General features: G+C 67.6%; 19 protein-coding genes, 2 tRNA genes and 1 pseudogene. 9 read left to right on the forward strand and 13 right to left on the reverse strand.

Annotated features, from left to right (window positions below; genetic code table 11):
- Positions 1-7: 7 nt before the first annotated feature.
- On the reverse strand, positions 8-973 hold the full coding sequence (locus LE190_RS17670; RefSeq protein ID WP_225239931.1) for a diguanylate cyclase: 966 nt from the start codon (positions 971-973) through the stop codon (positions 8-10).
- A gap of 255 nt (positions 974-1,228) precedes the next feature.
- On the opposite strand from LE190_RS17670, the gene LE190_RS17675 reads away from it, so the two are divergent.
- The 3 genes from LE190_RS17675 (at position 1,229) to LE190_RS17680 (ending at position 2,887) form a co-directional block, all read left to right on the forward strand.
- Positions 1,229-1,513, forward strand: coding sequence for a helix-turn-helix domain-containing protein (locus tag LE190_RS17675; RefSeq protein WP_374041160.1), 285 nt, complete (start codon positions 1,229-1,231; stop codon positions 1,511-1,513).
- Between the two features lie 183 nt (positions 1,514-1,696).
- Positions 1,697-1,825: a hypothetical protein gene (locus LE190_RS21835; RefSeq protein WP_267875338.1), complete on the forward strand. Its 129-nt coding sequence runs from the start codon at positions 1,697-1,699 to the stop codon at positions 1,823-1,825.
- A 21-nt stretch (positions 1,826-1,846) separates the two neighbouring features.
- Positions 1,847-2,887, forward strand: coding sequence for an AI-2E family transporter (locus LE190_RS17680; RefSeq protein WP_225239932.1), 1,041 nt, complete (start codon positions 1,847-1,849; stop codon positions 2,885-2,887).
- Positions 2,888-2,948: 61 nt separating this feature from the next.
- Here the strand turns inward: LE190_RS17680 and LE190_RS17685 are convergent.
- Positions 2,949-3,023 (reverse strand) — tRNA-Val (locus tag LE190_RS17685).
- 121 nt (positions 3,024-3,144) lie between these two features.
- Between LE190_RS17685 and LE190_RS17690 the strand changes: the two genes are divergently transcribed.
- A complete protein-coding gene (locus LE190_RS17690) occupies positions 3,145-3,795 on the forward strand; it encodes a class I SAM-dependent methyltransferase (protein ID WP_225239933.1) in 651 nt (216 codons plus the stop codon).
- A 62-nt stretch (positions 3,796-3,857) separates the two neighbouring features.
- Here the strand turns inward: LE190_RS17690 and LE190_RS17695 are convergent.
- The 4 genes from LE190_RS17695 to LE190_RS17710 form a co-directional block, all read right to left on the reverse strand.
- Positions 3,858-3,932: transfer RNA gene (locus LE190_RS17695), tRNA-Val, on the reverse strand.
- 13 nt (positions 3,933-3,945) lie between these two features.
- The gene (dnaQ, locus tag LE190_RS17700; RefSeq protein ID WP_225239934.1) at positions 3,946-4,668 is read right to left on the reverse strand and encodes a DNA polymerase III subunit epsilon; all 723 of its coding nucleotides are present in this window, start codon (positions 4,666-4,668) and stop codon (positions 3,946-3,948) included.
- A gap of 88 nt (positions 4,669-4,756) precedes the next feature.
- A complete protein-coding gene (gene rnhA / locus LE190_RS17705) occupies positions 4,757-5,209 on the reverse strand; it encodes a ribonuclease HI (RefSeq protein ID WP_224944981.1) in 453 nt (150 codons plus the stop codon).
- A 14-nt stretch (positions 5,210-5,223) separates the two neighbouring features.
- Entirely contained in the window at positions 5,224-5,997 is a 774-nt protein-coding gene (locus LE190_RS17710) for a class I SAM-dependent methyltransferase (RefSeq protein WP_224944978.1), read from the reverse strand.
- A gap of 30 nt (positions 5,998-6,027) precedes the next feature.
- Between LE190_RS17710 and gloB the strand changes: the two genes are divergently transcribed.
- Positions 6,028-6,843 (forward strand): hydroxyacylglutathione hydrolase, encoded by an 816-nt coding sequence (gloB, locus tag LE190_RS17715; protein WP_225239935.1) that lies wholly within the window; start codon positions 6,028-6,030, stop codon positions 6,841-6,843.
- Between the two features lie 37 nt (positions 6,844-6,880).
- Here the strand turns inward: gloB and aceB are convergent, their stop codons facing one another.
- Positions 6,881-8,470: a malate synthase A gene (gene aceB / locus LE190_RS17720; protein ID WP_225239936.1), complete on the reverse strand. Its 1,590-nt coding sequence runs from the start codon at positions 8,468-8,470 to the stop codon at positions 6,881-6,883.
- 156 nt (positions 8,471-8,626) lie between these two features.
- On the opposite strand from aceB, the gene LE190_RS17725 reads away from it, so the two are divergent.
- Positions 8,627-9,529, forward strand: coding sequence for a LysR family transcriptional regulator (locus tag LE190_RS17725; protein ID WP_225239937.1), 903 nt, complete (start codon positions 8,627-8,629; stop codon positions 9,527-9,529).
- Positions 9,530-9,622: 93 nt separating this feature from the next.
- Here LE190_RS17725 and LE190_RS17730 read toward each other — a convergent pair whose 3' ends face one another.
- The 4 genes and pseudogenes from LE190_RS17730 to LE190_RS17745 form a co-directional block, all read right to left on the reverse strand.
- The gene (locus LE190_RS17730) at positions 9,623-9,826 is read right to left on the reverse strand and encodes a cold-shock protein (RefSeq protein WP_027867533.1); all 204 of its coding nucleotides are present in this window, start codon (positions 9,824-9,826) and stop codon (positions 9,623-9,625) included.
- Positions 9,827-10,171: 345 nt separating this feature from the next.
- A complete protein-coding gene (locus LE190_RS17735) occupies positions 10,172-10,519 on the reverse strand; it encodes an Hpt domain-containing protein (protein WP_225239938.1) in 348 nt (115 codons plus the stop codon).
- A gap of 20 nt (positions 10,520-10,539) precedes the next feature.
- Positions 10,540-11,190 (reverse strand): uracil phosphoribosyltransferase, encoded by a 651-nt coding sequence (upp, locus tag LE190_RS17740; protein WP_224944924.1) that lies wholly within the window; start codon positions 11,188-11,190, stop codon positions 10,540-10,542.
- 93 nt (positions 11,191-11,283) lie between these two features.
- Positions 11,284-12,964 (reverse strand): annotated as a pseudogene (locus LE190_RS17745) (isovaleryl-CoA dehydrogenase).
- A gap of 325 nt (positions 12,965-13,289) precedes the next feature.
- On the opposite strand from LE190_RS17745, the gene LE190_RS17750 reads away from it, so the two are divergent.
- Together LE190_RS17750 and LE190_RS17755 are read left to right on the forward strand one after the other, a co-directional pair.
- A complete protein-coding gene (locus LE190_RS17750) occupies positions 13,290-15,023 on the forward strand; it encodes a putative bifunctional diguanylate cyclase/phosphodiesterase (protein WP_225239939.1) in 1,734 nt (577 codons plus the stop codon).
- Positions 15,020-16,522 carry an HDOD domain-containing protein gene (locus tag LE190_RS17755; protein WP_225239940.1) on the forward strand — a complete coding sequence of 501 codons (1,503 nt, stop codon included), beginning with the start codon at positions 15,020-15,022 and terminating at the stop codon, positions 16,520-16,522. The genes LE190_RS17750 and LE190_RS17755 overlap by 4 nt, the downstream gene beginning before the upstream one ends.
- A gap of 13 nt (positions 16,523-16,535) precedes the next feature.
- On the opposite strand, the gene aroC is transcribed toward LE190_RS17755, so the two are convergent.
- On the reverse strand, positions 16,536-17,630 hold the full coding sequence (aroC, locus tag LE190_RS17760; protein WP_225239941.1) for a chorismate synthase: 1,095 nt from the start codon (positions 17,628-17,630) through the stop codon (positions 16,536-16,538).
- Positions 17,631-17,833: 203 nt separating this feature from the next.
- Here aroC and LE190_RS17765 point away from each other — a divergent pair, with 203 nt between their 5' ends.
- Positions 17,834-20,110: a putative bifunctional diguanylate cyclase/phosphodiesterase gene (locus LE190_RS17765; protein WP_225239942.1), complete on the forward strand. Its 2,277-nt coding sequence runs from the start codon at positions 17,834-17,836 to the stop codon at positions 20,108-20,110.
- 99 nt (positions 20,111-20,209) lie between these two features.
- Here the strand turns inward: LE190_RS17765 and LE190_RS17770 are convergent, their stop codons facing one another.
- The gene (locus LE190_RS17770; RefSeq protein WP_225239943.1) at positions 20,210-20,662 is read right to left on the reverse strand and encodes a CBS domain-containing protein; all 453 of its coding nucleotides are present in this window, start codon (positions 20,660-20,662) and stop codon (positions 20,210-20,212) included.
- Between the last annotated feature and the right edge of the window lie 63 nt (positions 20,663-20,725).

Genomic DNA, 20,725 nt, shown 5'->3' on the forward strand with positions numbered 1-20,725 from the left:
CCGCGGACTATCCCGGCGCAGGGTCGGTCGAGGCGAGCACCCGGTCGCGGCCGGAGCGCTTGGCAGCGTACAGCGCGCGGTCGGCCGCCTCCACCAGGGACGCCGGTGTGTCGGCCCACCCCTGCACGCAGGCGGCGACGCCGATGCTGAGGGTGACGTGGGGATGCGCGGCGCCGGGTGCGTGCGGCAGCCGAAGCCCGGCCACGTGGCAACGGATCGCCTCGGCGTGGGCGCAGGCCTGCTCCAGCGTGGTGTCGGGCAGGATTGCCGCGAACTCTTCGCCGCCGTAGCGCGCCGCCAGGTCGGCGGGACGCTTGCACATCGCGTCCAGGGCCCTGGCGACCGCCCCCAGGCAGGCATCCCCCTCCTGGTGCCCGAAGTGGTCGTTGTAGGCCTTGAAGGAATCGATGTCCATGAGCAACAGCGACAAGGGTGTGCCGCCGCGCCGGGCGCGCCGCAGCTCGCGCTCGAGCGCGACGTCGAAGTGGCGCCGGTTGGCAATACCGGTCAGGCCGTCGACATACGAGCGGGCACGCAGCGATTCGGCATGGTCGAGCAGGCGCCGCTCGCGGTCCATGTTGCCACTGACATCGCGGATCTCGACCAGGCAAAAGCGCTCTCCCCCTTCGCAAAACGGCGTCACGCTCACCGCCTGCTCGAGGCGCGCCCCGTCGAAACTGCCGGCCTGGCGCAGTGGGAAGGGGGCGCGGCCGGCCGCCGCTGCGATCGCGACCGGTGCCCCGCCGGCCAGCACAGCCAGTACCGCCGCCTCGACTTTCGTGCCGCGCAGTTCCGGAAACACCTCGAACAGCGAGCGGCCGCGTACGCGTGCAAAGGCATAGCCGGAGCGCGGCACCATCCAGCCGTTCCAGAGCACGATTGCATGGGCCGCGTCGAGGACGACCAGGCCGCAGCCGACGAGGTGCAGGGCGCGTGCGCTGAGCACGCAGCCGGGATCGGTGGCAATGGTCATCGCGGGCAGGCGTCGTCCTAGAGGGGAAAATAATGTCTAAAAGAAACAGTCAATCATACCCGAGTTTGCCGCTTCGATGGCGATCCGGGCCTGTCCTCTTTCGTCGTGTCTATCTCATAGGACCTATTGCCAGAAAATGTGTTGCCGTGATTTTTCGTGAGCCTTGGCGCATTTCTTTCCGCTACGATCAAGTCTTTGGTGCAGTCCGGCGGACGGCAAGCGAGCAATGACATGGGCGAACGGAAGGAACGAGCGATGGCTGGCAAAATGATGGATGAGGAATTCGGTATCGACAGCGTGGGCATGCAGTTGGGTGCGGAATCGCTGCCGCAGAACGCCCCGTGGCCGGCCGCACCGCACGAACTGCGCCGCCTGCGCATCCGCAAGCGCGAGAGCCAGGAAAAATTCTGGAGCCGCTTCGGCGTGACCCAGTCCAGTGGCAGCCGCTTCGAGACCGGCGTCATGATCCCGCCGCCGGTGGCGATCCTGCTGCGCCTGTACGTGAACGGCCGCCTCAACGACGAGGACCTGCACGGCTGAACACCCGGCGCGCCCTGTCCGGAGCGGTCCGGACCGGGCGGCCTTGGCATTACTTCCATTTTAAGGAAGTAATGTTTCTGATTTCTGCGCTTTTCCGAAGTGCATCGGATGCCTTATCCTGTTACCCGCGCAGACGCGGCCCGCTGGCCGCGCCGCGGCCATCGACCAAGGCATACCGGAACCATGACACGCATCCTTCTCCCCGGCGCGACCGAAGCGGCCTGCCTCCCGGGCACCCCTGCTGCCATCCTGCCGCTGTCCGGCAGCCCTTTCCCTCGCGAGACGCGCAACGGCGCCCTCCGCGACGCCTGAGCACGCAAGGATCGGACCAGGATGCGCTATACCTCCCTCGTATTACCAGTACTGTTCGCCATCGCGCTGCTGCTCCTGCTGCAGCATTTTCTCGGATCGCTGGCCTGGGCCGGCCTGCTCGCCGTGATCACCTGGCCGCTGCACCAGCGCCTGCAGGCGCGCGGCCTGCCGCGCCTGGCCAGCGCCAGCCTGCTGCTGGCAGTGCTGGTGATCGGCTTCTTCGGCCCGTCGCTGCTGCTGGTGAAGGCGCTCGGCAATGAACTGGTGGGTCTGCAGCGCCTGCTTGCCGAACTGAACGAAGTCGGCCTGCCCGCCCCCGAATGGCTGGGGCGCCTGCCGGTGGTGGCGGAGCGCGCCATCGTCTGGTGGAACACGCACCTGGCCGTGCCCGGCGGCCTGAACGCGCTGATCCAGACCACGCTGGGCGACGTCGCGCCGAAACTGGGTGGTGCCGCGCGCTTCTGGGGCTCGGCGATCCTGGCCAATGCCCTGTACCTGTTCCTGACCCTGCTGACCCTGTTCGTACTGTACCTGCACGGCCCGGCCGTGGTGCGCTACGTGGACGGCGCCGGCAGCCGCGTGCTGCCGGACCACTACGGCAAGCTGCGCAGCATCCTGCCGCTGTCGGTGCGCGGCACCGCGCTCGGCCTGTGCTCGGTCGCGCTGCTGGAGGGCGTGGTGCTGGGCGTGGCCTACTACGTCGCGGGCGCGCCGGCGCCCGCCCTGCTGGGCGTGCTCACCGGCTACCTGGCCCTGATCCCGGGCGGCGCCCCGCTGTCGTTCACCATGGTCTCGCTGTTGCTGCTCGGCCAGGGCAATCCGGGTGCCGCGCTCGGCCTGTTCACCTGGGGCGCAGTGGAACTGTTCATGGTGGACAAGTTCATCCGTCCGAAGCTGATCGGGCACCGGGTCAACCTGCCCTTCCTCGCAGTGCTGTTCGGCCTGCTGGGCGGGGTATCGACCCTGGGCGTGATCGGACTGTTCGTGGGCCCCTTCATGATGGCGGTGCTGTTCGGCTGGCTGCGCGCGGGAGAAGGCCAGGCGGCCAAGCCGGCCGCATGAACGGCCCGTAAGCGCCATGCAAAAAGCCCGCAGCGTTTCCGCTGCGGGCTTTTTCATATTCTGGTGGGAAGTGCAAGTTTCGAACTTGCGACCCCTGCAGTGTGAATGCAGTGCTCTACCCCTGAGCTAACCTCCCGGGTGCCCGTATTATGCCCGAACTATTGAGATTCATCAATATCAATCCCTGGGAAAAACTCGCCCATGGAGGGATCGGGTAGGCTTGCCGGACATCGACCGATCCACCAGGAGTCCGCACCTTGTCCGATCCGCTGCCAACCGCCAGGTCCCTGGATGCAGCCTCGGGCCGGCGCTCGTTGCTGCGCGCCGGCGTGCTGCTCGGTGCCGGCGCCTGCCAGCCACTGGCCCTGCCCACCCTGCTCCTGCCACGGCCCGCGCGCGCGGCGCGCCTGCCAGTCCCGCCTTATGTGCCGACCGCGCCTGACATCGTGCGCCGCATGCTGGCGCTGGCCCGGGTCGGACGCGACGACACCGTGTACGACCTGGGCTGCGGCGACGGCCGCATCGTGATCGAGGCGGCGCGCCGCCACGGCGCGCGCGGGATCGGGGTCGACCTCGATCCGCAGCGTATCCGGGAAGCGCGCGCGAATGCGCGCCGCGCCGGCGTTGCGCGGCGGGTACGCTTCCAGCAGGCCGACCTGTTCGCGACGGACTTCAGTCCGGCCACGGTGGTCATGCTGTACCTGCTGTTCGAGGTCAACCTACAGCTGCTGCCGCGCCTGTGGCGCCAGCTGCGCGTGGGCAGCCGCGTGGTCTCACACGACTTCCACATGGGGGCGCAGTGGCCGCCCGAGCGGATCGTGCGCGTGCGACAAGACCCTGTATGCCTGGACCATCACGCCCGACCTGAAGGAAGCGCTGGCGCAGGCATGAAAAAAGCCGGCCACTGACGTGGCCGGCCTTCTTGTCCGATTCCGTTCGCGCCATGGACGCAAACGGAACCGATGTATTTTGGTGGGAAGTGCAAGTTTCGAACTTGCGACCCCTGCAGTGTGAATGCAGTGCTCTACCCCTGAGCTAACCTCCCGAAGCGAGGCGTATTATGCCACAGAATCCTGCTGCTGGGGCGAATAATTGCGCCACACACAGGTGCCCTTGACGTTCTTGTCGAGCCCGGCCAGCACCTCCTCGTGGGCCGCCAGTTCGGCCGCGCTGGCGGGCAGCACGAAGATCTCGCCCAGCGGCCCGGCATCGAGCAGTGCGCCGCCCGCGCTCGCTTCCACCGCGACATCCATGGTCAGCGAGTTCTGGCCGCGCGTCATCGCGAGATACACGTCGGCCAGCAGTTCCGAATCGAGCAGCGCGCCGTGCAGCTTGCGGTGCGCGTTCGAGATCTCGTAGCGGTCGCACAGCGCATCGAGCGAGTTGCGCTTGCCTGGATGGAGCTCCTTGGCCTGCACCAGGGTATCGATCACGCCGCTGCAGTGCTCGGTGAACGGCGGCAGGCCGATGCGCTGGAACTCGGCGTTCAGGAAGCCCAGGTCGAACGGGGCGTTGTGGATGATGACTTCGGCGCCCTGCACATAGGCGCGCAGCTCCTCGGCGATCTCGTGGAACTTCGGCTTGTCGCTCAGGAATTCCGTGGTCAGGCCGTGCACCGCCAGCGCCGCCTCGTCCGAGTCGCGCTCCGGGTTGATGTAGCGGTGAAAATTATTCCCGGTGAGCTTGCGGTTCAGGATCTCGACGCAGCCGACCTCGATGATGCGGTCGCCCGTGCGGGGATTCAGGCCGGTGGTTTCGGTATCGAGGACGATCTGGCGCATGGCGTGGTCTGGCAGAAGAGTTAAAGCTGGCTGAAGTATAGCGCAGCGCGGGCCGCACCGGGCCGCGCCGTCGGCCGATCCAGCCGATTCAGCGACGCACCGTGGCCGCGCCGCGGTTGGCGAGCACGTCGGCGCGCTCGTTGCCGGGATGGCCGTTGTGGCCGCGCACCCAGCGCCACTCCACCGCGTGCTGCTGCTGGGCCAGGTCGAGCGCCTTCCACAGGTCCTCGTTCTTCACCGGTTCCTTGGCGGCCGTCTTCCAGCCGCGCGCCTTCCAGCCGTGGATCCATTCCGAGATCCCCTTCTGCACGTACTGGCTGTCGGTATGCAGCACAACCTCGCAGGGGCGGTTGAGCACACCGAGCGCCTCGATCACGGCGCGCAACTCCATGCGGTTGTTGGTGGTGTTCGCTTCGCCACCGAAGATTTCCTTTTCGTGGCCGCCGGACACCAGCAGCGCGCCCCAGCCGCCCGTACCCGGATTGCCCTTGCAGGCGCCGTCGGTGAAGATCTCGACTTTCGTCGAAGGAGATGCTGCCATGCTGTCGCTCGTGTTCATTTTCTGTTCGCCGCCGGCACCGCCTGCGGACGCTTGCTCGTTTTCTTGTTCCATGCAGGTCCGATGATGTGCATGCCCTTGACCCGCTTGATGGCGTGGACCACGTACACGGCGCCCAAATAGGGCCACCAGCGCCGGCCGGCCGACTCCATCATCGAGAACCGGCTCAGCCAGTGGGCTGTCCGGCACGGCGGCGCGTAGCAGCCGAAGTAGCTGCGCGTGGCGCCGAGATTGAGCAATTTTAACCAGTCCTTCAGGCGCGGCATAGAGATGAACTCGCCGGAGGCCGGCAGGTAGCCGTTGTTGGTGACCTTGCCCACGCCCTGGCGCATGCCCCACAGGCTGGCCGGGTTGAAGCCGCAGATGATCAACTGCCCTTCCGGAATCAGGACCCGCTCGACTTCGCGCAGCACCCCATGCGGCTCGCTCGCGAACTCGAGCACGTGGGGCAGCACCACCAGGTCGATGCTGTGCGAGGCGAACGGAAGCTCGGCGAAATCGAGCGCCACGGCAATCTGCTTGCCGCCCGCGGCGAAGGCGAGCTCGTCCGCAGTCGAGGTACGGGTCGCAGCCTGCCACTTGTTCGGCATGCGGTTGGCCGCGAGGGCGTCCAGCTGCGGCACGCCGATCTGCAAGGCATTGAAGCCGAAGATGTCGGCGGTGAGTTCGTCGAGGCAGGCTTGTTCGAAGGCGCGCACGTAGGCACCCGCCGGCGATTGCAGCCAGTGGTCGAGCGCTATAATGGATTTTTCCGATGCCGCGCTGTCCATGCCACCCTTTCACACCTTGATTACTTCACCATGACGCGTCCAGCCTCCCAGGACCTGCATGTCCTGACCGTTCCCGCCTTCCACGACAACTACCTGTGGATGATCCATGACGGCGTCCATGCGGCGGTGGTCGACCCGGGCGATGCCGGTCCGGTCCGCGCCGCGCTGGAGGCACATGGCCTCACCCTAAGCGCCATTTTACTCACCCACCACCATGCTGACCATATCGGCGGCGTGCGCGCCCTGCTCGGTTCCAGCACAGGAAGCGCAACGGTGCCGGTGTTCGGGCCGCGCCACGACGGCATCGGGGAAGTGACCCATCCGCTGGGCGAAGGCGAGCGCATCGCCGTGCCAGGACTGGCACTGGAGCTGGAGGTACTCGACGTTCCCGGGCATACGCTGGGCCACATCGCCTACGTGCGCAGCACGCCGGGGGCGCACTGGTTGTTCTGTGGCGATACCCTGTTCGGCGCCGGCTGCGGACGCCTGTTCGAAGGTACGCCGGCCCAGATGGCGGACTCGCTGGCCAAGCTGGCGGCGCTGCCCGATGACACCCTGGTGTACTGCGCGCATGAATACACGCTGTCGAACCTGCGTTTCGCCGAGGCGGTCGAACCCGGCAACGAAGCACTGGCGCGGCGCGTGCGCGAGGACACGGCGCGGCGCGCCGCCGGCCAGCCGACCATCCCCTCGACGGTCGGCCGCGAGCGCGCCACCAATCCCTTCCTGCGCTATCGGGAGCCGGCAATCGTGGCCAGCCTTCTCAAGGCCGGCCGCCTGGGGGGCGGAGCCGCGCCAGTCGCGGCTTTCGCCGCCCTGCGCGAGTGGAAGAACGTGTTCGCGTAAGCGCTGGCCCGGTTCGGGGGGCCGGACCAGCCTGGACTCAGATTTCCTCGTACAGGGGCAGCGTCAGGAACTCCGCAAAATTGTCCGAGGTCGACATCTGCTCGAAGATCTCGGCGGCCCGCGCATAGCTCGGATTGTCTCCATTCGGCGCCACCGCCTTCACCTTGTCCAGCTCTTCCGGAATCATGGCGCGCACCATGGCCGCGTCGACCTTGCGCCCGTCTTCCAGCACGCCCTTCGGGCTGCGGATCCACTGCCACACCTGCGAACGGCTGATCTCGGCCGTGGCCGCGTCTTCCATCAGGTTGTGGATCGGCACGCAGCCGTTGCCGGCCAGCCAGGCGCCCAGGTAGTGGACGCCGACATTGATGTTGTAGCGCAGGCCGGCCTCGGTGATCGGCGTTTCAGGCTTGAAGTCGAGCAGTTCGGCGGCGCTCACGTTCACATCCGGGCGCTGCTTGCCGATCTGGTTCGGCTGGTCACCGAGCACCTTGACGAACTCCGTCATGGCCAGTTCCACCAGGCCCGGATGGGCCACCCAGCCGCCGTCGTAGCCATCGGTGGCGTCGCGCGCCTTGTCGCTGCGCACCCCGCCCATCGCCACCTCGTTCCTCTCCGGATCGTTCTTGATCGGAATGAGCGCCGACATGCCGCCGATCGCCGGGGCGCCGCGCTTGTGGCAGGTCTTCAGCAGCAGCAGCGCATAGGCGCGCATGAAGGGCGCGGTCATGGTGACCTTGGCGCGGTCGGCCAGGCAAAAGTCCTTGTCCAGCTTGAACTTCTTGATGCAGGAGAAGATGTAGTCCCAACGCCCCGCGTTCAGGCCGGCGCTGTGTTCGCGCAGCTCGTACAGGATCTCGTCCATTTCGAAGGCCGCCAGGATGGTCTCGATCAGCACGGTGGCCTTGATGGTGCCACGCGGCAGTCCCAGCGCTTCCTGGGTCATCACGAAGATATCGTTCCACAGGCGCGCCTCGAGGTGCGATTCCATCTTCGGCAGGTAGAAATAGGGCCCGGCGCCGCGCGCCAGCAGTTCCTTCGCGTTGTGCACCATGAACAGTGCGAAGTCGAAGATGCCGCCGGAAACGCGCTTGCCGTCCACCAGCACGTGCTTCTCGTCCAGGTGCCAGCCGCGCGGACGCACCACCAGGGTGGCGACCTTGTCGTTCAGGCGGTAGGTCTTGCCGTTCTGTTCCAGCGAGATGGTGCGGCGCACGGCGTCCATCATGTTGATCTGGCCGGTGATCTGGTTGTCCCAGTTCGGGGTGTTCGAGTCCTCGAAGTCGGTCATGTAGCTGTCGGCGCCGGAGTTAAGCGCGTTGATGACCATCTTGCGCTCCACCGGACCGGTGATTTCCACGCGGCGGCAGGCCAGCGCGGGAGGGATCGGCGCGATCTGCCACTCGCCGTCGCGGATATGCGCGGTCCCGGGCAGGAAATCCGGGCGCTCGCCGGCGTCGAGGCGGCGCGCACGCTCGGCACGCGCGGCCAGCAGTTCCTGGCGACGGGGCTCGAAGGCACGCGACAGCTGCGCAACCAGGGCGAGCGCCTCGGGCGTGAGGATCTGTTCGTAAGCTGGCTTGATCTCGGCCGTGATGTCCATGCCGGCGGGGGTGGCGATCGTCATTGCGCAAACTCCTGAAAAGTTGAAATGTAAGCCTGGCGGCCTGGGCAGCGAGGCAGCCCGGCCTTTGTCATACGCTCAAGTATATTCACTTGAACATACCTAAACGATACATTTACGCATATCATCTGTGCGTATTTGTATAGAATCGGGGGCGTAGTGGACAAGTTCAGGCAGATTTCCACCTTCGTGGACGTGGTGGCGCGTGGCAGCCTGTCGGCGGCGGCCCGCGCCGAAGGGATCGCGCCTTCGATGATCGGGCGCCGCCTCGATGCGCTGGAAGCCCGGCTCGGCGTGAAGCTGCTGCAGCGCACCACGCGCCGCCTCGCCCTCACCGACGAGGGGGCGGCCTTCCTGGAAGACTGCCAGCGCATCCTGGCCGAGCTGGAAGAAGCCGAGTCCGCGGCCAGCGAACGCAGCGCCCATGCCAGCGGCCACCTGCTGGTGTCCGCCCCGGCCGGCTTCGGGCGCCAGCACGTGGCGCCACTGCTGCCGTCCTTCCTGGCCGAGCACCGCGAAGTGACGGTCAACCTGAACCTGACCGACCGGCTGGTGGACGTGGTCGGCGAAGGGGTGGACGTGGCGATCCGCATCGCCAGCCTGAGCGACTCGAACCTGGTGGGCACCAAGCTGGCCGACAACCACCGGGTGGTGGTCGGCACCCCGGCCTACCTGAAGCGTCACGGCCGGCCGCGCACGCTGGCCGACCTGGCGAAGCACAACTGCCTCGCGATCAGCAGCCAGGGCAGCCAGCGCGGCTGGACCTTTCTCGACCGTGGCAAGCCGGTTACCCTGAAGGTGGGGGGTAATATGCAATGCAACGACGGCGCGGTGCTGCACGCGTGGGCGCTGGCCGGCAAGGGCCTGGCCTGGCGCTCGATGTGGGAAGTGGGGGCGCAGATCGCCTCAGGCGAGCTGTGCACGGTGCTGGACGAGTTCGCGGCGCCGGGGAATGACATCCATGCCGTATTCGCCCAGCGCCAGCACCTGCCGCTACGGATTCGTGCCTTTGTTGACTTCCTGCGGCACAGTTACGCGCAGCCAAGTTACTGGCGGATATAGGCCTCTTACAGAAGCAGGCAGAGAGACCGGCAGAAAGACAGGCAAAAAAAATCCCCGGCGATCCGGGGATTTTTTACCATCGCTGGAGAGCGATTACAGCGGCTGGATGTTCGCGGCCTGCTTGCCCTTCGGGCCAGTGGTCACGTCGAACGAAACGCGCTGGTTCTCTTGCAGCGATTTGAAGCCGTTGCTCTGGATTGCCGAGAAGTGTGCGAACAGATCTTCGCCGCCTTCATCAGGGGTGATGAAGCCGAAGCCCTTCGAGTCATTGAACCATTTAACGATGCCAGTTGCCATTACAATTTCCTATTTCAGTTAAGTGGGCTTGCGCCCGTTTAAGATCGTTTGAAGAAGCAAGAAAGGAATGACAGACAGACTGCACTACTACCTACAACCCAACGATCCCGCATTATACCGAATAAAAACGGTGTGGCACGCACTTCGCAAAATAAAAAAAGCAGATATCCGCAACATTCCCCATAAAAATTCCTCGATTCAACTTTTATGGCCCTGTTTTCGTTTCGGTACAGGGAAAATATAGGCTAACGTCTGTCCGCAAATTTGCGAAGCATCAAACGATTCAATAATGCACGATTGCGGGCCGGTATGACATCCGAGCCCGGAAGGGCTGGCGCAAGGCGCTCAGCCCAGGCCGCGCGGATCCCGCCGCGCCGCCTCCACGAACCCGTTCAGTTCGGCGACCCAGGCGGCCCAGTCGCGCGGGGCGACGGTCTCGAAAGCGGTCAGCACGCGCAGGCGCTGTTCCAGTGCGCGCGCATCGGCGCCCAGGCCGCGGTAGCCGAAGGTGACGGCCGAACCGGCCATCGTGTGCAGCATGGCCTGCAGTTCGGCCGCGGCGCCGGCCGGCGCCTGCGGATCGAGGTCTTGGCCGAGCGCGGCCAGGCGCGCCAGCGTGGCCGGCAGCCCGGCGGAAAACGCCCCGCTGGCCGTGGCCAGGCGCGTGAAGAATTCCTGATCGGCGGCTTCCATGCTGGCGGCTTCCCGTGACCCTACTTGGTGCCGAAGATACGGTCGCCGGCGTCACCCAGGCCCGGGACGATGTAGGCGTGCTCGTTCAGGTGCGAGTCGAGCGAAGCGACATACACCTTCACGTCCGGATGCGACTTCTGGAACACCTCGATACCCTCGGGCGCGGCCACCAGGGCCAGGAACAGGATCTGCTCGCTCGCCACGCCACGCTTCTTGAGCACGTCCACCGCGTGCACCGCCGAATTGCCGGTGGCGATCATCGGGTCGCACAGGATGAAGGTGCGCTCGTTGGTATCGGGCAGGCGCACCAGGTATTCGACCGGCTCATGGGTGTCGGGGTCGCGGAACACGCCGATGTGGCCGACGCGCGCCGAAGGCACCAGTTCCAGCAGCCCGTCGCTCATGCCGATGCCGGCACGCAGGATCGGCACGATCGCCAGCTTCTTGCCAGCGATGACCGGGGCCTCGACCGTCACCAGCGGGGTCTGCACGGTGCGGGTGGTCAGCGGCAGGTCGCGCGTGATCTCGTACCCCATCAAGAGCGTAATCTCGCGCAGCAGCTCGCGGAAGGTGCGGGTCGAGGTGTCGTGCTCGCGCATGTGCGACAGCTTGTGCTGGATGAGCGGGTGGTTCAGGATGTACAGGTTGGGAAAGCGCGGATCTTGTTTCATGGTCGGTATCGAACTGGATGGGGTGTGAAGCACAAGACCGGCATTATCCCAGCCATGCCGGTATTTGTCCTGTCTTTCTGCAAAATCGGCCGGCTAGTCGCCGGTGGCGGGCGGCAGCGCACGCCGCAGGATCGCCGCGCAATCGACGCCGTCCGCGCCGCTCGCTGCCAGGCGCCCGAACGCGCCGCCCGGCTCGCGGGCGATGCGCGAACCGACGAAGGCGGCCGACACATACGTGGGCGCGTGGCAGACCAGCAGCGCCGCCTGCACCGCCAGCACCAGGCGCTCGGCCAGGACCCGCGCCCCGCCTTCGTCGCGGGCCAGGGCCGGCAGTTCGTCCAGCAGGCGCTGCGCATAGGCGGCGAAGCGGGCGTCGCGCGCGGCCGCCGGCGCCAGCTCGGCCGCCAGCGCCGCATGCGCCTCGGGCAGCGACTTGCCGAGCACGCGCAGCACGTCCAGGCACATGACATTGCCCGAGCCTTCCCAGATCGAATTGACGGGGAACTCGCGGTACAGGCGCGCCAGCGGGCCATCCTCCACATAGCCGTTGCCGCCCATGACCTCCATCGCCTCGGCCCCGAAGGCCGGGCCGCGCTTGCAGATCCAGTACTTGCCGGCCGGGGTCAGGAGACGCCCGAGCAGGGCCTGGGCCGGATCGCCGTCCTGGTCGAAGCAGCGCGCCAGGCGCAGCGCGAACGCGGTGGCGGCCTCCGACTCGAGTGCGAGGTCGGCCAGCACGTTCTGCATCAGCGGCTGTTCCGACAGCAGGCGTCCGAACGCGCTGCGCCCGCGCGCGTGGTGCAGCGCGTGGCACAGGGCCGCGCGCATGATGCCGGCGCTGCCCAGCACGCAGTCGAGGCGGGTGTAGCCACCCATCTCGAGGATGGTCGGGATGCCGCGCCCGGGCGCGCCCACCAGCCAGCCGAGCGCACCCTGGAACTCGACTTCCGACGAGGCGTTCGAGCGGTTGCCGAGCTTGTCCTTCAGACGCTGCACCCGGATCGGATTGCGGCTGCCGTCGGGCAGGAAACGCGGTACGAAGAAGCACGACAGGCCAACGCTGCCTTCGGCATCGGTCTGGGCCAGGATCAGGTGGGCATCGGCCTGGGGCACCGAGAAGAACCATTTGTGGCCGACGAGGCGCCAGGCGCCGCCGGCGCCCTCCCCGAGCGGCTCGGCCCGGGTACTGTTGGCGCGCACGTCGCTGCCGCCCTGCTTCTCGGTCATGCCCATGCCAACCAGCGCGCCGCGCTTCTGCGTGACGGGCAGCGAGCGCGGATCGTACTCGCCGGACAGCAGCTTCGGCATCCACGCCTCGGCCAGAGCCGGCACCCGGCGCAGCGCCGGCACGCTGGCATAGGTCATCGTCACCGGGCACTGCACGCCGTTCTCCACTTGCCCGAACAGCAGGTACTGGGCGGCGCGCGCCACCTGGGCGCCCGGTCCCGGCGCGCGCCAGGGTGCGGCATGCGCGCCGGCCCCGATCAGCATCTCCATCAAGGCATGCCAGGCCGGGTGGAACTCGATCTCGTCCACCCGCCGACCGCTGCGGTCGTAGCTCACCAGGCGCGGGCCATGCAGGTTGGCCAGCCGCGCCAGGTCGAGCACGGCAGCCTGGCCCAGCTTCTCGCCGAGCGCGTCCAGTCCGGCCTCGGCCCAGCCGCCGCCCTCGCGCACCAGGGCCTCGCCCAGCGCCGGGGTGGCAACGGAACAGGTTGATGTCGGCGAATGGCGCCGCCTGGTTGCTGACGGCATGCGTCTCGAAAGCGTTCATGGAAGGCAGGGCTCCTGTAAAATGTTGCGCCAAAGCATCATCTGCATATAATCTCGTCGTCATGACAATCCCGTTTATTTGCCAATTAGAAATAATCAGCGACAATGGCAGGAGGCGCTTGCTTGCAAAGGCTGCAACACGCTAACCCAAAGGCGCTGCCTGTGCAAGCTGCGCCGTCCGCCGCAAGGAGCGAATGCGGCTGGGCTTGTGATTTTTAATGCCTTTTGGAATCTTTCGGTGCTAGATTCACGATTGGTTTGGTAAACTTGCATGGTTTAGGCGCCGCCCCGCGGCATCCCGGCACCACGAAGGCAGAAGACACAGAATGCACATCAGTTCCACCGCCGCCAGGTTCGAACCATGCACCCAGGCACCGGCCCTGCCGGACAGCCTGCTCGATGCGGTCGGCGACGTCGCGTTCCGGGTTACGCTGGACGGCCAGGTGCGGGCAGCCAGCAGCCGTGCGCTGGGTCTGGCCGGAGTCGAACCCGGCGCCCGTTCGCTGGCGGCGCTGGTGCACGACGTCGACCAGCCGGCCGTGCGCGCCGCCCTCGCCAGCGCCGCGGCCGGCGAGGCGCCGGCACTGGCCGAGGCGCGCTTTCGCAGCGGCGAGCGCGACATCTGGTTCGAACTGCGGATCGCGCCGGTCGCCACCATTGACGACGCACCGCTGCTGGTCGTCGGGCGCGACATGTCGGCCCAGCACGCCACCGAAGAACGCCTGCGCCACCTGGCCACCCACGACCCGCTGACCGAACTGCCCAACCGCGTGCTGCTGTCGGACCGCATCCGCATGGTGATCGCCAGTGCGCGCCGTTCCGCCCAGGGCTTTTCGGTGGCGGCCATCGGCCTGGACGGCTTCAAGCGGGTCAACGACGGCCTCGGCCATGCCGTCGGCGACGCGGTGCTGCGCATGGCCGGGGCGCGCCTGCGCCGCACGCTGCGCGACAGCGACACCCTGGCGCGCGTGGGCGGCGACGAATTCGTGGCCGTGCTGCCCGGCTCGGCCACGCCGGCCCAGATCAAGCTGGTCACCGGGCGCCTGATGGCGGCCCTGCAGGCGCCCTTCGAGGTCGACGGCCACACCATCTACCTGGCCGGATCGATCGGCGTGGCGGCCTATCCCGAGCACGCGGACGACGAAGTGCGGCTGCTGACGCTGGCCGACACCGCGCTGTCGCGCGCCAAGGAAACCGGCAAGGCGCGTACCGTCGTCTACAGCGTGCGCGAGGGCGCCGCGCCGGGCCACGACATCTCGCTCGAGGCAGCCATGTTCAGCGGCGTGCGCGAAGGCGAATTCCAGCTCTACTTCCAGCCCATCGTCGACGCCAGGAGCCGTACCATCGAGGGCTTCGAGACGCTGATGCGCTGGAAGCACCCGACCCTCGGCATGGTCCCGCCGGTGCGCTTCATCCCGATCGCCGAGACCAATGGCCTGATCAACCTGCTGGGCGCCTGGGCCCTGAAGGCGGCCTGCATGCAGTTGCGCCAGTTCGAGGAAGTGGCGGGCCGCGAGCTCTACATCTCGGTCAACATCAGCCCGCGCCAGTTCAGGAACGACCGCTTCCTCGAGGTGCTCGACGATGCGCTGGCGCTGTCCGGGGTCCCTGGCAGCAAGCTGGTGCTCGAGATCACCGAGGGCACCCTGATGGTCGACCCGCAGCATGCCGAAACCGTGCTGGGCGCGATGACCGAGCGCGGCGCCCGCATCGCGATCGACGACTTCGGCACCGGCTACTCCAGCCTGGCCTACCTGAAGCGCTTCCCGATCTCGGTGCTGAAGGTCGACCGCGCTTTTGTGAAGGACCTGCCCGGGGAAGCGAAGGACGCCGCGATCTGCAGCGCGGTGCTCGACCTGGCCAAGCACCTCGACCTGTCGGTGGTGGCCGAAGGGGTCGAGACCGAGGGCCAGCTGGCCTGGCTCGACGACCTGGGCTGCCACTACGTGCAGGGATTCCTGACCGGCAAGCCGATGCCTGCCCACGTGGCGCTGGCGGCCCTGAAAGAAGACCTGTACACCGAATTCCTGCCGCACGAGGACCGCGCGCACCAACCATGACCACACATCCCGCCACCCAGCGCTCAGCGCGCGCCGACGCCACCCTCTCCCTGCTCTGGGAGCGCATCCGCCGGCGCGGCGACATGCCGGGCTTCACCAAGGCGATCAGCGCGATCCTGGCCTCGATGCGCGGCGAGGACGAGCGCGAATTCTCGATGACCCAGACGGTACTGTCGGACCCGGTCCTGACCCAGAAGGTACTGCGCCTGGCCAACAGCGGCATGTACTCGGCCTTCGGCCAGCGCATCAACACGGTCTCGAAGGCGGTGCTGGTACTGGGCACGGAAGCCATCGGCCACCTGGCCCTGGGCCTGAAGCTGATCGAGGAACTGTCGAAGTCCACGCCGGACACCGAGAGCGCCCACATCGAAATGGAAAAGGCGGTGCTGGCCGGGATGGTGGCGCAGCAGATCGCCGCCAGCGCCGCCTCGCGCGACACCGAAGAAGCAGTGGTGTGCTCGATCCTGCATTCGCTGGGACGCATGATGGTCACCTTCTACATGCCGGAGCGCTGGAGCCAGCTGCGCCAGGCCGGCGGTGCCGGCAGCGAGGAAGGCGCGGCCGAGGCCGTGCTGGGCCTGTCGCTGGAAGCGGTCGGCCGCGCCACCGCCGAGCACTGGGGCCTGCCGCGCAACCTGATCGCCGGCATGCGCAGGCTCGATCCGGCCGAACGCGCCGAAGGCTTCGGCCACGACGACTGGCTGGCCGCGCTGGGCACCATGTCGACCCAGGCCGCCGACGCCCTGTGGCACGACGACGAGGCCGCCGCCGAGCGCGTCAGCGCCCTGGCCGAGAGCTATGCCCCGATGCTGGGCGTCGAAGCGAGCGGCCTGATCGGCGCGATGGACCGGGCGCGCGACAGCGCCGCCACCGACCTCAGCATCGCCCCGCTGGCCAGACCGGCCGAGAAACGCGCCAAACTGGCGGCCGCCACCCGCAAGCGCATCGCCGGCAACCGGGTCCTGATGAGCGGGGTGTCCGACATGCGCGACGCCGGCGCCGAGGCCACGCCCGGCCAGATGATGTCGATGGCCCTGGAAACCATGCACAAGGGCCTGAGCTTCAGCCGCTCCTTCGCCTTCCTGCGCAACCGGCGCGAAGGCTGCTACACGGCGCGCCTGGGCCTGGGCGAAGGCTGCAAGGCCATGCTGCCGCACCTGGTGTTCGACGATGTCTACGAGCCCAACGTATTCCACGCGGCGCTCGGCAGCGACCGCGTGATCTTCATCGAGAATGCGCGCGACACCCGCTTCGCCGCCAAGCTGCCCGGCTGGTGGAAAGGCACCCTGAGCGAGGCCCTGTGCTTCGTGGTGATCCCGCTGTGCGCGCACGGCCAGCCGGTCGGCTTCATCTATGGCGAGTGGGACGACAGCTTCCCTTCGGTGGTGCTGAGCCAGACCGAGTTCTCGCTGCTCAACGACCTGCGCGGCCTGGTGGTGCGCAGCGTCGAGCGGCGCCACCAGGCCGAGGCCCAGGTCCCTGCCGCCGCACGGACCTGAGCCTCCTGTCCGCCTAGCGCAGGCGCGGGGTGGCGACCCGCACGTCGCCGCACTGCGCGCGCTGCATCAGCGCATGGTCGACCAGCACCAGCGCCAGCATCGCCTCGGCGATCGGGGTGGCGCGGATTCCCACGCAGGGGTCGTGCCGGCCATGGGTCTCGACCAGCAGCGGCTTGCCATCCTTGTCGATCGAGCGGCGCGGCGTGCGGATCGATGAGGTCGGCTTGATCGCGATCGAGACCGTGATGTCCTGGCCGGTCGAGATCCCGCCCAGCACCCCGCCCGCATTGTTGCCGACGAAGCCCTCCGGGGTCAGTTCGTCGCCGTGTTCCGAGCCCTTCTGCGCCACCGAGGCGAAGCCGGCGCCGATTTCCACCCCCTTCACCGCATTGATCCCCATCATCGCATAGGCGATGTCGGCATCGAGCTTGTCGTAGATCGGCTGGCCCCAGCCGACCGGCACGCCGCGCGCCACCACGTCGATGCGCGCGCCGATCGAGTCGCCCGCACGGCGCAGCGCGTCCATCTCGGCCTCCATGCGCGCCAGCAGGGCCGCGTCGGCGCTGGCGGCGAAGAATGGATTCGCATGCACGTGCTCGAAGGACTCGAACGGCACCTCGATGTCGCCCAGCTGGCGCATGCAGCCGAACAGCTCGACGCCGTGGTGCTCGCGCAGCCACTTCCTGGCCACCGCGCCGGCGCCGACCACCGGCGCCGTCAGGCGCGCCGAAGAACGCCCGCCGCCGCGCGGATCGCGCACGCCGTACTTGTGCCAGTAGGTGTAGTCGGCATGACCGGGACGGAAGGTCTCGGTGATGTTGCCGTAGTCCTTGCTGCGCTGGTCCTCGTTGTGGATCAGGAGCGCGATCGGGGTGCCGGTGGTCACGCCCTGGTAGACGCCGGACAGGATCTGCACCCGGTCCGCTTCCTGGCGCTGGGTCACGTGGCGCGAGGTGCCGGGCTTGCGGCGGTCGAGCTCGGGCTGGATGTCGGCTTCGGACAGCGCCATGCCGGGCGGGCAGCCATCGATGACGCAACCGATCGCCGGTCCGTGCGACTCGCCAAAGGTGGTAACGGTGAACAGCTTGCCGAAGGTATTGCCGGACATGGTGGGCCAATCGTCGAAATGTGGGACCCCGAATTCTACCAGTCCTGCGCCACCGCCGAGGACCGGGGCCTCCGTCGGCCGCGCCGAAAATAGTTGCTGTAAGGATACATTTCTACCGGCGGTCGTCGATTCGAAGCCGTTGGCTCGACAATTGCCTATATACTGGAAGCACCAATGCCAAAGCAATACTGGAGAAGTAGCGCATGCCTGCCCCGATGACGCCGCCAGGCGACCCGAGTGACCAGGAAGACCTGGTCTTCGCCGACGAGGCCGTGGCGTCCCCATCTTCCGCGCCCTGCGCAGCGCGGGCCGGCTGGCGTATCCTGATCGTCGACGACGACGACGACGTCCATACCAGCACCACCTTCGCCCTCAAGAACGTCGAGATGCAGGGCCGCCCGCTGGAATTCCTGCATGCGCATTCGGCCGCCGAAGCCTACGCCCTGCTCGCGCGCGAACCCGACATCGCCGTGGTCCTGCTCGACGTGGTAATGGAACGCCCCGACGCCGGCCTGCAGCTGGTGCGCCGGATCCGCGAGGAGCTGGGCATGATCGACGTCCGCATCATCCTGCGCACCGGCCAGCCCGGCTACGCGCCGGAACTCGAGGCGATCCGCGGCTATGACATCAACGACTACCGCACCAAGTCCGAACTCACGCGCACCAAGCTGTACACGGCGATCGCGGCCGCGGTCCGCTCCTACCAGCAGCTGCGCGCGCTGGACGCCAGCCGCGCCGGCCTGGAACACATCCTGTCGGCCGGCACCCAGCTGATGACCCTGCACGGCGTGGGCGACGTGGCCCAGGGCGTGCTGCGCCAGGCCGCCACCCTGCTCGGCCAGGAAGCGGGCGGCGTGCTGTGCGTGCGCGAGGGCGGCGCTGCCCGCCCGGAACTGCTGCGGGTGGTCGCCGCGGCCGGCGCCGAGGCGAGCCTGGCCGGCGTGGAGCTCGATCCGCAGCGCCACCCCGACCTGGCGGAGGCGGCTGCGCGCGCCCTGCAAGGGGAAAGCGGCGCCGCGGCCGGGGGCTGGCTGGCGCTGCACTTCCCGGGCAAGGCGGGACGCGACTTCGGCGCCTGCATCCCTTTCGGCCGCCAGCCGAGCGAGCTGGAGCGCCGCCTGCTCGAGGTATTCGCCAGCATGGTGGCCGTCGGGCTCGACAACGTGGAACTGGTAACCCACCTGAACCACGCGGCCTTCCGCGACGGACTCACCGGCCTGCCCAACCGTACCCGCATGGTCGAGCTGATCGACGCCGTGCTGGCTGGACCGCGGCGCGCCACGGCCACCCTGGCGCTGGTCGATCTCGACCACTTCGCGGAAACCAACGACGCCCTCGGCCACCATTTCGGCGACCTGCTGCTGGCCGCCGTCGGCCGGCGCCTGAAGTCGCGCCTGCAGGATGGCGGCCCGGGCAGGCTGGAGCTGGCGCGCATCGGCGGCGACGTGTTCTGCGTGCTGGGCGACGCCACGGTCGTGCAGCCGGCCGCGATCCAGACCCTGTTCCGGGTGCCTTTCCACATCGACGGCCAGGATGTGCAGGTGGCCTGCACGCTGGGCCTGGTGCGGCTCGGCGAACACGACGGCACCGGGGCCGACGCCCTGAAGGATGCCGACATCGCGCTCAAGCGCGCCAAGTCGCAGCGGCGCGCCGGCCATTTCTATTTTTCGCGCAGCATGGGCGTCGAGATCCGCGAGCGGGTGAGCATGATGCACGCGCTGCGCAGCGGCTTCCAGCGCGGCGAGCTGTTCCTGGCCTACCAGCCCCAGGTCGACCTGGCCACCGACCGCGCCTTCGGCGCCGAGGCGCTGCTGCGCTGGCGCACCGAGGACGGCCGCCTGATCGGGCCGGACCGCTTCATCCCGATCGCCGAGTACTCGGGCCTGATCGTCGACATCGGCGAATGGGTACTGCGCCAGGCCCTGGCCGAACTGGTGCGCCTGCGCGCGGCCGGCTACCGGACGCTCACGATGTCGGTCAACGTGTCCCAGGTCCAGTTCCGCCATCCGCAGTTCGTCGAGATGCTGCGCCGCGCGCTGGCCCAGACCGGCGCGCCGCCCGAGTACGTGGAGCTGGAGATCACGGAATCGATGGCGATGGAGGAGCCGGCCCTGCTGGTCGAGAAGCTGGCCCAGGTCAAGCGCACCGGGGTGTCGATCGCGATCGACGACTTCGGCACCGGCTTCTCGTCGCTGTCGCACCTGCAGCGCCTGCAGGTGGACCGGCTCAAGATCGACCGCACCTTCGTCACCGAGATCACCGGCTCGGCGCGCGGCAGCAGCATCGCGGAAATGGTGATCCAGCTGGGCCGCAACCTGGGCCTGTCGGTGATCGCGGAAGGGGTCGAGGACGAGCGCCAGGCCCATATCCTGCGCTCGCTGGGCTGCCCGCTGGCACAGGGCTTCCTGTACGCGCGCCCGATGTCGCCGGAAGACCTGCAGGCCTGGCTCGACAAGCGCAAGCTGATCGAAGCCGCGTAGGGTGGGCGGATCCTCCGCCCACGCGGTGATCGTCAGCAGCCAGACTGCCGCGCAAGTACCGGCCGACGCTGCGCACGCAGGGCGGTCGGCACCAACAACTCAGTCTTCCGCCGCCTGCTCCGCCGGCCAGTCGCGGATATACGCCTTCAGCATGCGGTTCTCGAAGCTCTGCGCTTCCAGTACCGCCTTGGCCACGTCGTAGAAGGAGATCACGCCCAGCAGGGTGCGGGCGTTCATCACGGGCAGGTAGCGCGCGTGCTTTTCCAGCATGATGCGGCGTACCTCGTTGACTTCGGTGTCCGGGGTCACGGTGATCGGGCTGTCGTCCATCACCTTGCGCACGGTGCCGTTGCCGAGCGTGCCGCCCCCGGCATGCAGTTCCTTGATCACTTCGCGGAAGGTCAGCATCCCGACCAGATCGCCGTATTCCATGACGACCAGCGAGCCGATGTCCTTTTCCGCCATCGTCGCGGCCGCCTGCACCAGCGGCATGTCGGGCGTGACGGTATAGAGGATTTCGCCTTTCACCTGCAGGATCTCGGAGACTTTCATGGTGGCCACCCCGTCCGGTTGGTTGGTGATTGCTGCAATATTTGCTTGATTCATAAGGCTGAC

The organism is Massilia hydrophila (assembly GCF_020208145.1).
Taxonomy (GTDB): Bacteria; Pseudomonadota; Gammaproteobacteria; order Burkholderiales; family Burkholderiaceae_D; genus Telluria; species Telluria hydrophila.

Bases quoted from the DNA above. Each gene is read 5' to 3' on its own strand.
- aceB (WP_225239936.1), bottom strand. From the start codon at position 8,470: ATGACGATCGCCACCCCCGCCGGCATGGACATCACGGCCGAGATCAAG.
- LE190_RS17750 (WP_225239939.1), top strand. From the start codon at position 13,290: ATGCACATCAGTTCCACCGCCGCCAGGTTCGAACCATGCACCCAGGCA.
- LE190_RS17675 (WP_374041160.1), top strand. From the start codon at position 1,229: ATGGCTGGCAAAATGATGGATGAGGAATTCGGTATCGACAGCGTGGGC.
- LE190_RS17680 (WP_225239932.1), top strand. From the start codon at position 1,847: ATGCGCTATACCTCCCTCGTATTACCAGTACTGTTCGCCATCGCGCTG.
- LE190_RS17770 (WP_225239943.1), bottom strand. From the start codon at position 20,662: ATGAAAGTCTCCGAGATCCTGCAGGTGAAAGGCGAAATCCTCTATACC.
- LE190_RS21835 (WP_267875338.1), top strand. From the start codon at position 1,697: ATGACACGCATCCTTCTCCCCGGCGCGACCGAAGCGGCCTGCCTCCCG.
- LE190_RS17765 (WP_225239942.1), top strand. From the start codon at position 17,834: ATGCCTGCCCCGATGACGCCGCCAGGCGACCCGAGTGACCAGGAAGAC.
- LE190_RS17730 (WP_027867533.1), bottom strand. From the start codon at position 9,826: ATGGCAACTGGCATCGTTAAATGGTTCAATGACTCGAAGGGCTTCGGC.
- LE190_RS17670 (WP_225239931.1), bottom strand. From the start codon at position 973: ATGACCATTGCCACCGATCCCGGCTGCGTGCTCAGCGCACGCGCCCTG.
- upp (WP_224944924.1), bottom strand. From the start codon at position 11,190: ATGAAACAAGATCCGCGCTTTCCCAACCTGTACATCCTGAACCACCCG.
- dnaQ (WP_225239934.1), bottom strand. From the start codon at position 4,668: ATGCGCCAGATCGTCCTCGATACCGAAACCACCGGCCTGAATCCCCGC.
- LE190_RS17755 (WP_225239940.1), top strand. From the start codon at position 15,020: ATGACCACACATCCCGCCACCCAGCGCTCAGCGCGCGCCGACGCCACC.
- rnhA (WP_224944981.1), bottom strand. From the start codon at position 5,209: ATGGCAGCATCTCCTTCGACGAAAGTCGAGATCTTCACCGACGGCGCC.
- LE190_RS17735 (WP_225239938.1), bottom strand. From the start codon at position 10,519: ATGGAAGCCGCCGATCAGGAATTCTTCACGCGCCTGGCCACGGCCAGC.
- LE190_RS17710 (WP_224944978.1), bottom strand. From the start codon at position 5,997: ATGGACAGCGCGGCATCGGAAAAATCCATTATAGCGCTCGACCACTGG.
- aroC (WP_225239941.1), bottom strand. From the start codon at position 17,630: ATGTCCGGCAATACCTTCGGCAAGCTGTTCACCGTTACCACCTTTGGC.
- gloB (WP_225239935.1), top strand. From the start codon at position 6,028: ATGACGCGTCCAGCCTCCCAGGACCTGCATGTCCTGACCGTTCCCGCC.